This is a genomic window from Nocardia cerradoensis NBRC 101014 (assembly GCF_000308535.1).
In the GTDB taxonomy this organism is placed as follows: domain Bacteria; phylum Actinomycetota; class Actinomycetes; order Mycobacteriales; family Mycobacteriaceae; genus Nocardia; species Nocardia cerradoensis.
Genome location: NZ_BAFW01000199.1, coordinates 36,610 through 51,069, shown reverse-complemented (window position 1 = coordinate 51,069; position 14,460 = coordinate 36,610). Strand labels below are relative to the sequence as shown.

The 14,460-nt window shown below is 67.4% G+C and carries 13 protein-coding genes; 8 read left to right on the top strand and 5 right to left on the bottom strand.

Going from position 1 to position 14,460, the window contains the following annotated elements; translation table 11 throughout:
- Nucleotides 1–5: 5 nt before the first annotated feature.
- Complete coding sequence (locus ON23_RS20945) at nucleotides 6–1,616, bottom strand: DEAD/DEAH box helicase (protein WP_174376505.1); 1,611 nt, start codon at nucleotides 1,614–1,616, stop codon at nucleotides 6–8.
- A 563-nt stretch (nucleotides 1,617–2,179) separates the two neighbouring features.
- On the opposite strand from ON23_RS20945, the gene ON23_RS20940 reads away from it, so the two are divergent.
- From ON23_RS20940 to ON23_RS20930, 3 genes are all read left to right on the top strand, one after another.
- On the top strand, nucleotides 2,180–3,229 hold the full coding sequence (locus tag ON23_RS20940; protein ID WP_039780268.1) for an alpha/beta fold hydrolase: 1,050 nt from the start codon (nucleotides 2,180–2,182) through the stop codon (nucleotides 3,227–3,229).
- A gap of 129 nt (nucleotides 3,230–3,358) precedes the next feature.
- Nucleotides 3,359–4,057, top strand: coding sequence for a ferritin-like fold-containing protein (locus ON23_RS20935; RefSeq protein WP_036504456.1), 699 nt, complete (start codon nucleotides 3,359–3,361; stop codon nucleotides 4,055–4,057).
- A gap of 124 nt (nucleotides 4,058–4,181) precedes the next feature.
- Nucleotides 4,182–4,409, top strand: a complete 228-nt coding sequence (locus ON23_RS20930; RefSeq protein ID WP_036504454.1) for a DUF3107 domain-containing protein — start codon at nucleotides 4,182–4,184, stop codon at nucleotides 4,407–4,409.
- 105 nt (nucleotides 4,410–4,514) lie between these two features.
- On the opposite strand, the gene fasR is transcribed toward ON23_RS20930, so the two are convergent.
- Complete coding sequence (gene fasR / locus ON23_RS20925) at nucleotides 4,515–5,177, bottom strand: HTH-type transcriptional activator FasR (protein WP_030515992.1); 663 nt, start codon at nucleotides 5,175–5,177, stop codon at nucleotides 4,515–4,517.
- Nucleotides 5,178–5,606: 429 nt separating this feature from the next.
- On the opposite strand from fasR, the gene ON23_RS20920 reads away from it, so the two are divergent.
- From ON23_RS20920 to ON23_RS20910, 3 genes are all read left to right on the top strand, one after another.
- A complete protein-coding gene (locus ON23_RS20920) occupies nucleotides 5,607–6,584 on the top strand; it encodes a DUF3152 domain-containing protein (RefSeq protein ID WP_039780266.1) in 978 nt (325 codons plus the stop codon).
- Nucleotides 6,585–6,702: 118 nt separating this feature from the next.
- Nucleotides 6,703–7,902: an adenylyltransferase/sulfurtransferase MoeZ gene (moeZ, locus tag ON23_RS20915; protein WP_039780216.1), complete on the top strand. Its 1,200-nt coding sequence runs from the start codon at nucleotides 6,703–6,705 to the stop codon at nucleotides 7,900–7,902.
- 221 nt (nucleotides 7,903–8,123) lie between these two features.
- Nucleotides 8,124–8,975 carry a TIGR02569 family protein gene (locus ON23_RS20910; protein WP_039780215.1) on the top strand — a complete coding sequence of 284 codons (852 nt, stop codon included), beginning with the start codon at nucleotides 8,124–8,126 and terminating at the stop codon, nucleotides 8,973–8,975.
- Between the two features lie 53 nt (nucleotides 8,976–9,028).
- On the opposite strand, the gene ON23_RS20905 is transcribed toward ON23_RS20910, so the two are convergent.
- The gene (locus ON23_RS20905; RefSeq protein ID WP_039780214.1) at nucleotides 9,029–10,495 is read right to left on the bottom strand and encodes an MFS transporter; all 1,467 of its coding nucleotides are present in this window, start codon (nucleotides 10,493–10,495) and stop codon (nucleotides 9,029–9,031) included.
- A gap of 169 nt (nucleotides 10,496–10,664) precedes the next feature.
- Nucleotides 10,665–11,345 carry a FadR/GntR family transcriptional regulator gene (locus tag ON23_RS20900; RefSeq protein WP_039780213.1) on the bottom strand — a complete coding sequence of 227 codons (681 nt, stop codon included), beginning with the start codon at nucleotides 11,343–11,345 and terminating at the stop codon, nucleotides 10,665–10,667.
- A 65-nt stretch (nucleotides 11,346–11,410) separates the two neighbouring features.
- Here ON23_RS20900 and ON23_RS20895 point away from each other — a divergent pair, with 65 nt between their 5' ends.
- Nucleotides 11,411–12,658, top strand: a complete 1,248-nt coding sequence (locus ON23_RS20895; protein WP_245556033.1) for an MFS transporter — start codon at nucleotides 11,411–11,413, stop codon at nucleotides 12,656–12,658.
- 31 nt (nucleotides 12,659–12,689) lie between these two features.
- On the opposite strand, the gene ON23_RS38520 is transcribed toward ON23_RS20895, so the two are convergent.
- Nucleotides 12,690–12,911: a hypothetical protein gene (locus tag ON23_RS38520; protein WP_167331877.1), complete on the bottom strand. Its 222-nt coding sequence runs from the start codon at nucleotides 12,909–12,911 to the stop codon at nucleotides 12,690–12,692.
- Nucleotides 12,912–12,973: 62 nt separating this feature from the next.
- On the opposite strand from ON23_RS38520, the gene ON23_RS20890 reads away from it, so the two are divergent.
- On the top strand, nucleotides 12,974–14,452 hold the full coding sequence (locus ON23_RS20890) for a nitrate/nitrite transporter (RefSeq protein WP_244969885.1): 1,479 nt from the start codon (nucleotides 12,974–12,976) through the stop codon (nucleotides 14,450–14,452).
- Nucleotides 14,453–14,460: the final 8 nt, after the last annotated feature.

Below are 14,460 nucleotides of genomic sequence, written 5' to 3'. Positions count from 1 at the left end.
GGCGACTAGGCCGATGCGGCAGTGTGATCGCCACCCGTTGCCGCGCTACCGGACTCGGCTGCCGAGTCGTCACCGCCGGTGGTGTCGCCGGCCTCCGCGGCGGGCTTACGACGCCGACGGCGGCGACGCCGGGCCGGCTTGTCGCCCTCGGCCGCGTCGCTCGCGGACTGATCGTCCGAAACCGATTGCGCCGCAGCGCTTTCCGTGGTGTCGGTCGCTGAATCGACCGACTCGGCGGTGGTGCCCTCGGCCGCGTCGACCGCCTTGCCGCCACGGGTGCGGCGGCGATTGCGCTTGCGCGGCTGGCGTGCCTCCCGCTCTTCCACGACCGCATCCGGTTCGCGGGCGGGGGCGCGCCGCACGGTGCCGGTCGCGTTCTCCGGAATACCGAGATCGCTGCGCAGGTGCTCGGAGCGCGAGTAGGTCTCCACCGGCTCGGGAATGCCCAGGCCCAGTGCGGAATTGATGCTCTCCCAGCGATGCAGCTCGTCCCAGTCGACCAGCGTGACCGCGACACCCGTACGCCCGGCCCGGCCGGTGCGGCCGATGCGGTGCACGTAGGTCTTCTCGTCCTCGGGGCACTGATAGTTCACGACGTGGGTGACGTCGTCGATATCGATACCGCGGGCGGCGACATCGGTCGCGACCAGCACGTCGATCTTGCCCTTGCGGAACTTCTCCAGCGCCTTCTCCCGCGCGATCTGACCGAGATCGCCGTGGACCGCACCGACGGCGAAACCGCGGTCGGCCAGATCGTCGGCGACCTTCTGCGCGGTGCGCTTGGTGCGGGTGAAGATCATGGTCGCGCCGCGGCTCTCGGCCTGCAGGATCCGCGCGATCAATTCGCTCTTGTCCAGCGCGTGCGCGCGGTAGACGAATTGCGCGGTGCGATCGTGCACCGCGGAATCGGAGGGTTCCTCGGCCCGGATATGGGTGGGCTTGTGCAGGAATGTGCGGGCCAGGGTGATGATCGGGCCCGGCATGGTCGCCGAGAACAGCATGGTCTGACGCTGTTCGGGAACCATCGACAGAATGCGCTCGATATCGGGCAGGAAGCCGAGGTCGAGCATTTCGTCCGCCTCGTCGAGCACGAGGACGCCGACCTTGCCGAGAATCAGATGCTGCTGTTCGGCCAGATCCAGCAGGCGGCCGGGGGTGCCGACGACCACGTCGACGCCCTCGCGCAGCGCGGCGATCTGCGCGTCGTAGGGGCGGCCGCCGTAAATCGAGGTGACGCGCAGACGTCCCTTCTGATTGCTCAGATATTTACCGGCATTCTCCAGATCCTGGGTGACCTGGACGCACAGTTCCCGCGTCGGCACGATGACCAAGGCGCGGGGAGTGCCGTCCAATGCCGTGGTGCCGGAATCGGCGGTGGAAATTCGGTGCAGCAGCGGTACGCCGAATCCGAAGGTCTTGCCCATACCGGTGCGGGCCTGGCCGATCAGATCGTCGCCGGCCAGCGCGAGCGGGAGGGTCAGCTCCTGGATGGCGAAAGTGTGTTCGATTCCGATCTCGCCGAGAGCGCGCACGATTTCGGGGCGAACGCCCAATTCGGCGAATGTCGGAGTGGTGTGGGTGGAGTCGAGTTCCGCTGTCAGCAGCGTGTCCGCCAACCCGGGTTCTTGTTCGACGGTGATCTTGCTCAGGATTCGTGCCTTCCTCGTGTTTGTCGCATCCAGCGCGCACGAGGGTGGATTGGGACCGGATTTCCGGGCCACCACATTTCCGGCGGGTTCCACCTGCACTCTCGCCACCCGGATCGCTGTCCGAGCGCGGCGCAAAGGGGTCGCGGATCTGGTGCGCGCACATTTTCGGTGGGCCCCGGTTACCCCTTGTCGCACTGCCTCGACCACCGGTCCCGATCAACCGGCCGGGATATGACGGTGCGAGCGAAAATTTCCGTTGCCCATAGAGATTGTAGCGTGATAGCTTTCTTCGCCTCGCTCCCGCTCTCGCCCGTCCGTCGCTCGGTGTCCGGTCCGTATGCGGCACACGGCAATTCATCATGATCCGCGAAATTGCGCGGTCGACCGGAACGGTGATTTCACGGAAGTGCGCGGACGGGTCGCGCTCGGCCGATATGTCTGCTTTCGCCCGCCGGGTCCGCGAGCGGTCCGGTGCGGCGTGGCCCAGCCCACATATGTGAGACGGTGTGTCACACGATAAATTGGTCGCTGTGAGCTTGGCAGAGACCGTGGGCGTCGCGGCCCGCAACGCATGGGCGCTGACCTTCGGCGACGGCATCGAAGCCCCCGTCCCCACCCCCTCGACGGTGCTCTGGGACGAACCGCATCGGCTGCTGCGCCGCTTCGACGTCGATCCCGCCGGACCGCCGCCCGCCGACGACACGGCAGTGCTGATGGTTCCGCCGCTGGCGGCCCCGGCGGTGTGCTTCGATCTGCGTCCGGACCAGAGTATGGCCCGCTTTCTGCTGGAGATCGGCCGGCGCCCCTACCTCGTCGACTACGGCGAGATCGGCTTCGCCGACCGGCGCATGGGATTCGAGGACTGGGTCGACGACATCCTGCCCGAGGCGGTGCGGCGCGTGTCGGCCGATCGTGACGGCGCTCCGGTCGATCTGGTCGGCTGGTCGCTCGGCGGCGTGCTGTCGCTGCTCACCGCCGCGGCCGACGCGACCCTGCCGATCCGCTCGGTCACCGCGGTCGGCGCACCGCTGGACTACAACCGCGTCAACGGTGTTCCGCAGGTCCGCGCGCTGGCGCGCATCGACGGCGGGCGGATCGTGTCGAACCTGATCCGGGCGACCGGCGGTGTGCCGGCGCCGCTGACCCGCATCGCCTACCGGGCCGCGGCCTGGGATCGGGAACTGCGCCGGCCGATGTTCCTGGCGAGCAATCTGACCGATGCGGCGACGCTGGCCCGGATGGAGACCATCGACCGGTTCCAGTCGCAGCTGCCCGGCTACCCCGGCCGCTTCTACAACCAGCTGTGGAGTCGATTCATGCTGGCCAACGACATCGGCAAGGGCGTGGTGCACGTCGGCGAGCGGCCGATCGCGCTGGCGGAGATCGCCGCGCCGGTACTGCTCGTGGGCGGGACCGACGACGTCATCACCCCCGCGGCGGCGGTGGCGCACGGGCAGCGGACGCTGACCGGCGCCCGCGAGGTGCGCTACGAAACCTCGCCCGGCAGCCATCTGGGCATCCTGATCGCCCGCGACACCACCTGGAGCTACCTGGAGAAATTCCTGGGCGACCAGGCATGAGCCGGCGGTGGCGGCGAAGCAGTTACCCGTCGGCTCGGACAGGGCGGTGTGAAGCGCGGCTCGCAGGGGAACTCTTTTCGGCGCCGCGCCACCGCCCCCTCCGGGCGCCGACCTATTAGGGTGGTGGCCATGGGTGCAAACACATCTGGCGCGCTGGGTGTTTCGACCGAATCCGATCATCGAATCCCCGCCGACCATCTCGGTGTCACCGACTTGTTCGCGGTGCTCGCCTACGGTGAGATCTCCGCGTTCTACCGCTTGGCGGAAGAGGCGAAATTATCGCCCACGCTGCGGGGCAAGGTCGCGGTGGCGAAGATGGCCGCCGCCGAGATGGAGCATTTCGCCACGCTCGAGCGCGCGCTGCAGGGCCGCGGTGTCGACGTCTTCGACGCGATGGCGCCGTTCGTGCGGGCCCTCGACGACTACCACGCGTCGACCGATCCCTCGAACTGGCTCGAGTCGATGGTGAAGTTCTACGTCGGTGACGGTATCGCCGCCGACTTCTACGCGGTGCTCGCCGATGCGCTCGCGCCGGAAGTGGCCGCGGTCGTGCGCGATGTGCTGGCCGAAACCCACCACTCGGAATTCGTCATCGAGGAGGTGCGCCGGGCGGTCACCGTCAGCCGCTCCGAGCGCGACCGGCTCACGCTGTGGGGCCGCCGCCTGCTCGGTGAGGCCATCACCCAGGCGCAGTACGTCATGGCCCAGCGCGACGAGCTGACCGAACTGGTCCTCACCGCGACCGGCGACCTCAACGGGGTGGCGGCGCTGTTCGAACGGATGCAGAACTCGCATGCCGAGCGGATGCGGGTACTGAGCCTGGGATGAGCCGCCCGCGACGGCCGCCGGGACCGGCGGCTGTTCGCTGACAGCACAGGCGGGCGCATCGTCGCCGGCCCCCGCGCTGCACTAGCCTGGGCAGCGACACCATCTGGACTCTAGGAGGTTGGCCGTGGAGGTCAAGATCGGCATTTCGGATAGCCCGCGGGAACTGGTGATCGCCAGCTCGCAGACCCCCGAGGAGGTCGAGGCGCTGGTATCCGGCGCGCTGAGCGGTTCGGGTGGTGTGCTGACCCTCGAGGACGAGAAGGGGCGCAAGTACCTGATCCAGGCATCGAAGGTGGCCTACGTCGAAATCGGCACCTCCACCAGCGGCCGCGTGGGTTTCGCCGCGGTCTGATCCTCCTGCGGCGAGACGAACTCGTCGCCGCTGTATCGAACTCGAAAGGCCCGGATCTGCGGTGGCAGATCCGGGCCTTGTCGTCGGCTCGGTGCTTGTGCGCTCTTACCGTTGGGAGAGCGGCACGCGCGACAGGCCACCCCAGCAGAGCTGGACGGTGGTGTCGACGGCCTCTTCCTTCGGGATCGGCCGGTCCGCCTCGAGCCAGTAGCGCGCGGTGATCTGGCTGGCGCCCACGAGTCCCACGGCCAGGATGCGGGCGCGGTAGGGGTCCAGTCCGGAATCGTGGGCGACGAGGTCGAAGACGGCGTCCACGCAGGCCTCGGTGGCCTGTTCGACGCGCCGCTGCACCTGCGGCTCGCTGGTCAGGTCGGATTCGAAAACCAGTCGGAAACCCTGGGTTTCGTGATCGACGAAGTCGAAATAGGCCGCGACGGCGGCACGGACGCGCTGCCGGTTGTCGGTGGTCGACCGCAGCGCCTGGCGGACGCTCGACACCAGGGCGTCGATATAGTTCTGCAGGACCGCAAGATACAGTTCGAGTTTACTCGAAAAGTGCTGGTACAGAACGGGTTTGGAGACGCCGGCGCATTGCGAGATCTCGTCCATGCCGGCGGCGTGGTAGCCGCGGAGCACGAAAACCTCGCTGGCCGCGGCGAGCAGCTGGGCACGGCGGGCCTCCCGGGGTAGGCGGGTTCCGCGCTTGCTCGGTGCCATGGCCTCGGACGACAGTCGCGAGGACGTCATCCGGTCCACGAGGTCAGTCATTTCGGTTCTCCCAGTCGATTCCCGGCGGGAACGTGGATGTGCACGGTATTCATCGAACGATACTCGTTCGTGATGCAGCCCGCTGCGGGTCGGGTGCACTGGCTGGGAAGCCGATCCCGTTCCTGCCGTTGTGGTATTCGAATAACCTTCCACACCTATTGGCAACCTGTCAGTAACTGGCCGCCGTGAGAAATCTCGCACAGTCGTGAGATTTCTCGCAACCCCGGCCGGTCAACGGCAGGTATGTATGTGCCACAGAACGGCCTGTGAGAATCTGTTCGGGTGAGCGATCAACGGGGCAGACCGACCGGCGGGCCCGATTCGCCTCGCCCCGCAGGCGTGCTGGCCGCGCGCGCGGAATCGGCCGGCGCCGGCCGGCGTGACCGGCAGCAAACGACGGAAATCCCCGAATTCTACGATCCGCTCGGCCTGTATTCGGGCTACGGCCACGGCGATCGTTCCCATCAGCCGCTGCGTGCGAAATGGGATCCGACCGGTGCCCATGACGCCGCGAATCGGCCACGGCCGGAACGGGATACGAAGAAGCAGAGCGCGCTGGGCCGGTTCGTCTCCACCTACGGCTGGCGAGCCTACGCACTGCCGGTGCTGGTGATCATCACCGTGCTGGTCGTCGTGGACGCCGTCAAGGGGGGTACCGACACCTCCGGTGGTTCCACACCCGCCCTGGGCCGGCTCAGCCAGCACACCAGCAAGGCCGGCATCATCGGCGCACCACCCAAGGGTGACGGTAAGTTCGCCGGCGATCCGCCCTCCGGCGCGCTTCCCGCGGGCGGGGCGTTCACCGAGACCGCGGCGGGCACCTGGCATATCGTTCCCGGGACGTCGGCCCAGATCGGGGCCGGTCAGGAACATCAGTTCACCTACACCGTCGAGGTCGAGAACGGTGTCGACACCACCTCGCTCGGCGGGGACGATTCGGTCGCCAAGATGGTGGAGGCGACCCTCGCCAATCCCAAGAGCTGGACCCACGACCCGCGCTTCGGTTTCCGTCGCATCGACACCGGCGAACCGGATTTCCGGGTCTCGCTGACCTCCCGGCAGACCACCAAATCGGCCTGCGGTTTCGAGATTCCGATCGATTCCTCCTGCTACAACTCCGATCTCGGCCGCGTGGTGCTTTCGGAGGTGCGCTGGGTGCGCGGTGCCACCGCCTTCGAGGGCGATATCGGCTCGTATCGCCAGTACCAGATCAATCACGAGGTCGGCCACGCCATCGGCTACCACGAACACCAGCCGTGCGAGATCGACGGGGGATTGGCGCCGGTGATGATGCAGCAGACCTTCGGCACCCGCAACAACGACATCGCGACCCTCGACCCGCAGGGCGTGGTCCCGATGGACGGGAAGAAGTGCCGCTTCAACCCCTGGCCGTATCCTCGGGGATAGCAACGGCATGCCGGCATGCCGGCACGGCTCGCGGAGAGGCGGCACGGGAAGAACGGCTCGGTTCGCCGCGTTGCACATGCAAGCCCTATCGGCGAATTCGATTCGAGGAGTCTGCGACGTGTCATCACCACAGTCCCTGCCGCCACTGGTCGAACCGGCCGCGGAGCTGACCAGGGATGAGGTCGCCCGCTACAGCCGGCATTTGATCATTCCCGATGTCGGGATGGACGGGCAGAAACGTCTGAAGAATGCCAAGGTGCTGGTGATCGGTGCGGGTGGTCTCGGCTCGCCGGCGCTGCTGTATCTGGCCGCGGCCGGTGTCGGCACGCTCGGCATCGTGGAGTTCGACGAGGTGGACGCGTCGAATCTGCAACGGCAGATCATTCACGGCGAATCCGATATCGGCCGCAGCAAGGCCGACAGTGCGCGTGATTCGATTCTGGAGATCAATTCCGGCGTCGAGGTGGTGCTGCACAAGCTCCGGCTGGAGCCCGAGAACGCGGTCGATCTGTTCGCGCAGTACGACCTGATCGTCGACGGCACCGACAACTTCGCCACCCGCTACCTGGTCAACGACGCCGCCGTGCTGGCCGGTAAGCCGTATGTGTGGGGGTCGATCTACCGGTTCGAGGGCCAGGTCTCGGTGTTCTGGGAGGACGCCCCCGACGGTCCCGACGGTGAGAAGCGCGGCATCAACTACCGCGACCTGTACCCCGAGGCGCCGCCGCCGGGCATGGTCCCGTCCTGCGCCGAGGGCGGTGTGCTGGGTGTGCTGTGCGCGTCGATCGGTTCGATCATGGTCACCGAGGCCATCAAGCTGATCACCGGCATCGGGGAGACCCTGCTCGGCCGCCTGATGGTCTACGACGCACTGGATATGAACTACCGCACCATCAAGCTGCGGCGCGATCCGGAGCGGCAGCCCATCACCGAGCTCATCGACTACGAGGCGTTCTGCGGTGTGGTCTCCGAGGAGGGCCAGGCCGCCGCGGTCGGTTCCACGGTGACCGCCCGCGAACTCAAGGACATGCTCGACGCGGGTAAGGATGTCGCCATCATCGACGTCCGCGAACCGGTGGAATGGGACATCGTCCGCATCGACGGCGCGACCCTGATCCCGAAGGACCGCATCCTGTCCGGCGAGGCACTCGCCGAACTCCCGCAGAACACCCCGATCGTCCTGCACTGCAAGACCGGCATCCGCTCCGCGGAGGCCCTGGCGGCCCTCAAGCGCGCCGGATTCTCCGACGCCACCCACCTCCAGGGCGGAATCGTCGCCTGGGCCAACCAAGTGGACCCGAGCCTGCCGGTCTACTGACACAAATTCCCGTCGATGCTGTCCCGTATTTCCGCTACGGGACAGAGATCACCGATTTCGCGAGAACATGGGTAACTCGCCGGGTACGCCCAGCACTGTCCCCGCTCCCAACGCAGGACCGGGCAGCGACTGACGCGGCACTTACTGGTACGCAAAAGTTCCGGGGAGGCGGCTCAGCGCGTTGTCTCGAGTGGACAAGTTCCCGGGGTTACGGTACGGCCGTGACATCTGTCGAACCTCCGGAGCATGTGCGGGCCACTTTCGGGCTGCGCGAAGTGTCCCCGGTCGCGCTGGGCGACTGGGACGGTGGGTGGCGGTGCGGAGAGGTGGTGCTCAGCCCGGTGGCCGATCACGCCCGGGCGGCGTGGTCGGCGAAGGTGCGGGAGACACTGCGGGTGGATGGGGTGCGGCTGGCGCGCCCGGTGCGTGCGACCGACGGTCGCTACGTGGTGTCCGGCTGGCGTGCCGACACCTATATGGACGGCACCCCGGAACCACGCCACGACGAGGTGGTCTCGGTGTCGTTGCGCCTGCACTACGCCACCGCGCGGCTGGAGCGGCCGCGTTTCCTGGCCCAGCAGCCGATCGCGCCGTGGGTCGATGTCGATGTCTTCGTCGCCGCCGATCGGGCCGCCTGGGAGACGGTGCCGCTGCGCAGTCTGAAGGCCGGGGGCATGCTGCCGGTGACCACGCCGGACGGGCGCCACAGCATCGATATGCTGGCCCAGCTCGCGACGCTGCGGAAACCGGTGCAGATCCCGTCGCAGCTCGTGCACGGTGATCTGTTCGGCACGGTGCTGTTCACGAACGGCCAGGCGCCCGGGCTGACCGACATCACCCCGTACTGGCGGCCCGCGTCCTGGGCGGCCGGGGTGATCGTGGTCGACGCGCTGTCCTGGGGCGGTGCGGATCCGGGCCTGCTCGAGCGGTGGTCGGATCTGCCGGAGTGGCCGCAGATGTTGTTGCGCGCGGTCATGTTCCGGCTCGCGGTGCACGCGCTGCATCCGCGGTCGACGCCGGAGGCGTTTCCCGGCCTGGCGCATACGGCCGACATGATTCGGTTGATGCTGTAGCGGGCCCGCCGATCGATCCAACCGGCGGGCCCGCACATTTGTGAGTTCAGCCCTCAGACGCCCGCGTGGGCCAGTGACGGCACCCGCTCGACGGCGAACGACGAGCGCAGATAGAACCACCAGGTGAGTCCGCCCATCACCAGGAAGGCGACGGCGTAGGCCCAGAAGGCCGGTGCCATCCCGCCGAAGTGGATATTGGATTCCCGCAGCGCCTGCTGCAGCACCCACCCGCCGGCCGCGCCCACCGCGCCGACGACGCCGATCGCGGCACCCGCCTGCCGTTTGGCCGCGGCCAGGGCGGTCGCCGGGTCCTGGCCGTACTCGGCGGCGCGGCGCTTGGCCTCGGCGCCGAAGATCGAGGGGATCATCCGGTAGGTGGAACCGTTGCCGATGCCCGACAGCACGAACAGCAGCAGGAACGAGATCAGATACAGCGGAAAGTTCTTCACCGAGAGCGCGGCCACGATCAGCGCGGTGGCGCCGGCCATCCCGGTGAAGACGTAGGCCGTGATCCGGGCGCCGGTGAATCGGTCCGCGATCCACCCGCCGAAGGGCCGGCTCAGCGATCCGACGAAGGCGCCGAGGAAGGCGAGGTTGCCGATCGTGGACATCCAGCCGATCTTCGCCAGCTCCGGGAACGTGGATTTGAGCAGGGTGGGGAAGGCGAAGGAGAAGCCGATGAACGAACCGAAGGTGCCGATGTAGAGCACCGCCATGATCCAGGTGTGCCGGTTGGTCAGGGCCAGCCGATAGGAACTGCCGTCGGATTTCGCGCCGGTGATCGAATCCATGTACCGCAGCGCGCCGAACATGGCGACGAGGATGAACGGAATCCACACCAGCACCGCGAGGGTGATGCCGAACCGGTAACCGGCCGGATCCTTCGCCATGAGATGGGTGCCGAGGGTGATGATCAGCGGCACCAGCAGCTGAGTTTGCGCGACGCCCATATTGCCGCCCGCCGCGTTGATTCCCAGTGCGGCGCCCTTCTTCCCCTCGGGAAAGAAGAAATTGATATTCGCCATCGACGAGGAGAAATTGCCGCCGCCCACGCCGGCGAGCGCGGCCAGCAGCATGAACACCCAGAACGGCGTGCCGGGCTGATTGACGAAATAGGCGAGGCCCACCGTCGGCAGCAGCAACATGCCCGCACTGAAGACGGTGAACGCGCGGCCGCCGAATTTCGGAATGGCGAAGGTGTAGGGGACGCGCAGCGCGGCGCCGACGAGGGTGGGGGTGGAGGTGAGCAGCAGCGAATTGGCCACGGCGTCCGGGCCGCTCAGATAATGAAAGCCCGCCGAACCCATGGCGGTGACCACGCTGGCCCACAGCACCCAGATACTGAATCCCAGGTTCTCGGAGAAGACCGAGAAGGCGAGATTCTTACGGGCGGTGCGCTTTCCGCCGTTCTCCCAGAAGGTTTCGTTGTCGGGCTCCCAGTGCTCGAGCCAGCGGCCGCGGGCCTGATGGTGGAAGTCGGGAGCGGCGGTGGCCGATATCGCGGCGTCGGTGGTAGTCATCGGCGCGTTCCTCTCGAAGGGATGCGACCGCCCTCATCTCGGGGACCCGGAGGTCGGGGTCCGGCGGTCGTATCCACGGTAGGAACGCGAAATTACGTGCGATTCACGCTCCGTGACGTTCGCAGCAACACTCGCTCACCCCGCTTCCGGCACGACGGTGACGAATCGTTTACCTGCCGGCGGACCGTTCGGGGTATTCGGCGATGAGCGAGCCGAGGAAGCAGTTGGCGGCGCGAGCGGCGCGGTCGGAGTCGCCGTCGATCACGGCATGTACCAGCTCGGCGTGTTCGTCGTGATACTGGTTGCCGTATTTGGTTGTGCGAGAACGAATCACGTCCTCGATCACGGGCAGTAGCGAATCGTAGAACTCGAGGTAGACGGTGTTGTGGCTGGCGGCGACGATGGCGCGGTGCAGTGCCACGTCGGCGTCGACGGCCGCGGTGCTGTCGGTATCCCAGACCTGGCTGCGTCGCTCGAGCAGTCGCAGCAGGGTCTGCACGTCGTTGTCGTCGCGGCGCAGCGCGGCCAGCCGGGCGGCCTGCACGTCGAGGGCCTGGCGCAGTTCGAGCACATCGCGTTCGACGGCGTCGGCGAAGTATTTGGTGAGGGTGCCGCCGAGATCGGAGGCGGCGATGACGTAGGTGCCCGAACCCTGCCGGCGTTCGAGCATGCCGGCGTGCACGAGCGCCTGCACCGCTTCGCGCACGGTGTTGCGGCCGGTGCCGGTCAATTCGGTGAGTTCCGGTTCGGTCGGGATGCGGGAGCCGATCGGCCAACGCCCCGAACGGATTTCAGCGCGCAGCTGTTCGGTGACCTGAGCGATGAGGCTGGTGCGCCGGACTGGTTGCACGGCCAATAGAGTACCCCTCCTCACATTTGTTGCCCGCTTTCATCCAATCATCCTATGATTTCGCGGTGACGGTTACCCCTCTGCAGTCGACCACCGACATCCGGCGCCGCGGCCTGGCCGAGGGCCGGATTCTCGTTCTGGTCGCGATCGTCGTCTCGGCGCTCACGCTGCGTGTGGCGGTCACCGCCTTCACCCCGCTCGCCGAACGAATCGGCGCCGATATCGGCTATTCCACCGCCATCGTCGGTGTCTTCGGCATGATCCCGACCGCCATGTTCGCCCTCGCCGGGCTGATCACCCCGATCTTCGTGCGCCGGCTGGGCCTGGAACGCACCGCACTGGTGGCCATGTGCATGGCCGGGGCCGGGCAACTCACCCGGGCCCTGGTGCCCGACACCTGGGAGCTGCTGAGTCTGTCCGCGCTGGCGCTGGCCGGTATGGGCATCGGCAATGTCGTGATTCCACCCCTGGTGAAGCGGTATTTCGCCGATCGCCTGGCGGTGCTGAGCTCGGTGTACATCACGATGGTGCAGATCGGCACCGTGGTGCCGGCGCTGATCGCCGTCCCGGTCGCCGATGCCGCCGGCTGGCGGGTCTCGCTCGGGCTGTGGGCGCTGCTCGGGTTCGCGGCCGTGGTGCCGTGGCTGGGTGTACTGCGGGGGCGGCGTGGTCACGATCGCGCGGACACCACCGCGGTGGCCGAGGTGCCGGGCGAACAGCCCGCGCGGGCGGGCAATATCCGGCGGTCGCCGCTGGCGTGGGGGATGGCCGCCATGTTCGGCATGACCTCGCTGGTCACCTACTCGATGTTCACCTGGCTGCCCAAACTCTTCGCCGACGCGGGCGCCGACGCGAGCTTCGGCGGCACGATGGTCGCCTTCTTCTCCTTCATGGGCTTGGCGGCCGCGTTGACCGCACCCTCGTTCACCGCCCGCATCCGCAATCCCTTCCCCGTCGTGATCGGCTGCGCGATAGCGTTTTTCGCGGCCTTCGCCGGCCTGCTGATCGCCCCGATGAGCGCGCCGTGGCTGTGGGTGCTGCTGCTGGGCCTGGGCCCGAGCACCTTCCCGATGGCGCTCACGCTGATCAATCTGCGCACCCGCACCCAGGCCGGTTCGGCGGCGCTGTCGGGCTTCACCCAGGGCGTCGGCTACACCGTCGCCTGCGTCGGCCCCCTGCTGTTCGGCGTGTTGCACAGCGTGGTCGGCGGGTGGGGCGCGCCCTTCGCGCTGCTGGCGGTGGCCGTACTGGTGCTGGTGGCCGGCGCCTGGCAGGCGTGCAAGCCGCGGATGCTCGAGGACACCTGGCACTGATCGGCTGCCGCGGCGCGACCTTTCGGCGACTTCACCGCTCGGGTTGCGCCGCGGTGAGCTTGTCGCCATGATGTGAGCCGACGCCCGCGTCATGTGGTCCGGGCCACTCGCCGGTATCGACCTCACCGACTTTCCGGGTGAGCGTCGGCACTTTGTGACGCACGGAAACCGTTGTGTCATATGGGCGAAACAAAGTCCCGGTTCTCACCGGGAAATCGCCGAGTGCGTGAGCAACCGTTGATTTGCGCGTCATGCGGCGCAGCATCGCGGCAATACCCGTTTTCTACCTTGGGGCCAACCGGATTTCAGGAGGCCCTGTTGAGCACGCTGACGCGTAACCACGACATCGAGCAGTGGGATGCCGAGGATGTCGCGGCCTGGGAGGCCGGCGGCAAGAAGATCGCCCGCCGCAATCTGATCTGGTCGGTCATCGCCGAACATGTCGGATTCTCGGTGTGGTCGATCTGGTCGGTGATGGTGCTGTTCATGCCGACGGACAAGTTCGGCATCGACGCCGCCGGGAAGTTCTTCCTCGTCGCCATGCCGACCCTGGTCGGCGGCATCCTGCGCATTCCCTACACCGTCGCCACCGCGCGCTTCGGCGGCCGCAACTGGACGATCTTCAGCGCCCTGATGCTGCTGGTCCCGACGCTGCTGACGCTGTACTTCATCAACCAGCCGGGCACCTCCTACACCACGTTCATGGTGGTGGCGGCGTTCGCGGGCCTGGGCGGCGGCAACTTCGCCTCCTCGATGACCAATATCAACGCCTTCTACCCGCAGCGGCTCAAGGGCTGGGCGCTGGGTATGAACGCCGGCGGCGGCAATATCGGCGTCCCGGTGATCCAGTTGATCGGCCTGCTCGTGATCGCCACCCTCGGCAACTCCTACGCGTCGGTCGTCTGCCTGGTGTATCTGGCGTTCATCGCCATCGCCGGACTCGGCGCCGCGCTCTACATGGACAATCTGCGCAACCAGAAGGCCGACCTGTCCAACATGCTGGAGTCGCTGAAGGTGCCGCAGTCCTGGGCGATCGCCTTCCTCTACATCGGCACGTTCGGCTCGTTCATCGGCTTCAGCTTCGCCTTCGGCCAGATTCTGCAGATCGGCTTCAAGGCCGGCGGTGATACGGCCGCCCAGGCGAGTCTGCATGCCGCGCAGATCGCCTTCGTCGGTCCGCTGCTGGGTTCGCTGGCCCGCCCCTACGGCGGCAAGATGGCCGACCGCTTCGGCGGCAGCCGCGTCACGCTGGCCGGGTTCGCCGGAATGATGGTCGCGGCGGTCGTGGTCGCGGTGTCCAGTGTGGCCGCCGACCACAACGGCGGCGTGGCCTCGGGTGTGACCATGGTCGCCCTGGTCTGCGGATTCATCGCCCTGTTCGTGCTCTCCGGAATCGGCAACGGGTCGGTCACCAAGATCATCCCGTCGGTCTTCGACGCGAAGTCCAAGAGTCTTCCGGTGAGCGCCGGGGAGCAGGCCGCCTGGTCGCGCAACACCTCGGGCGCGCTGATCGGCTTCGTCGGCGCGATCGGCGCCCTGGGTGGGGTGGCCATCAACCTGGTGCTGCGCTCCTCCTACGCCTCCACCAACTCCGCGACCACCGCCTTCTGGGTGTTCCTCGGCTTCTACGTCGTCTGCGCGATCGTCGTCTGGTCGGTCTTCCTGCGGCGCCCCGGAATGCGTTCGGCGCGTGCCGAATCCGGCGTCGTCGCCCAGGCGGAAGCCCTGGTGCTCCAGGCCGAACGGTCGCCCGAATCCGATTCCACCCCGTCCACCACCTCGGCTCGCGCCTGACCATCGGA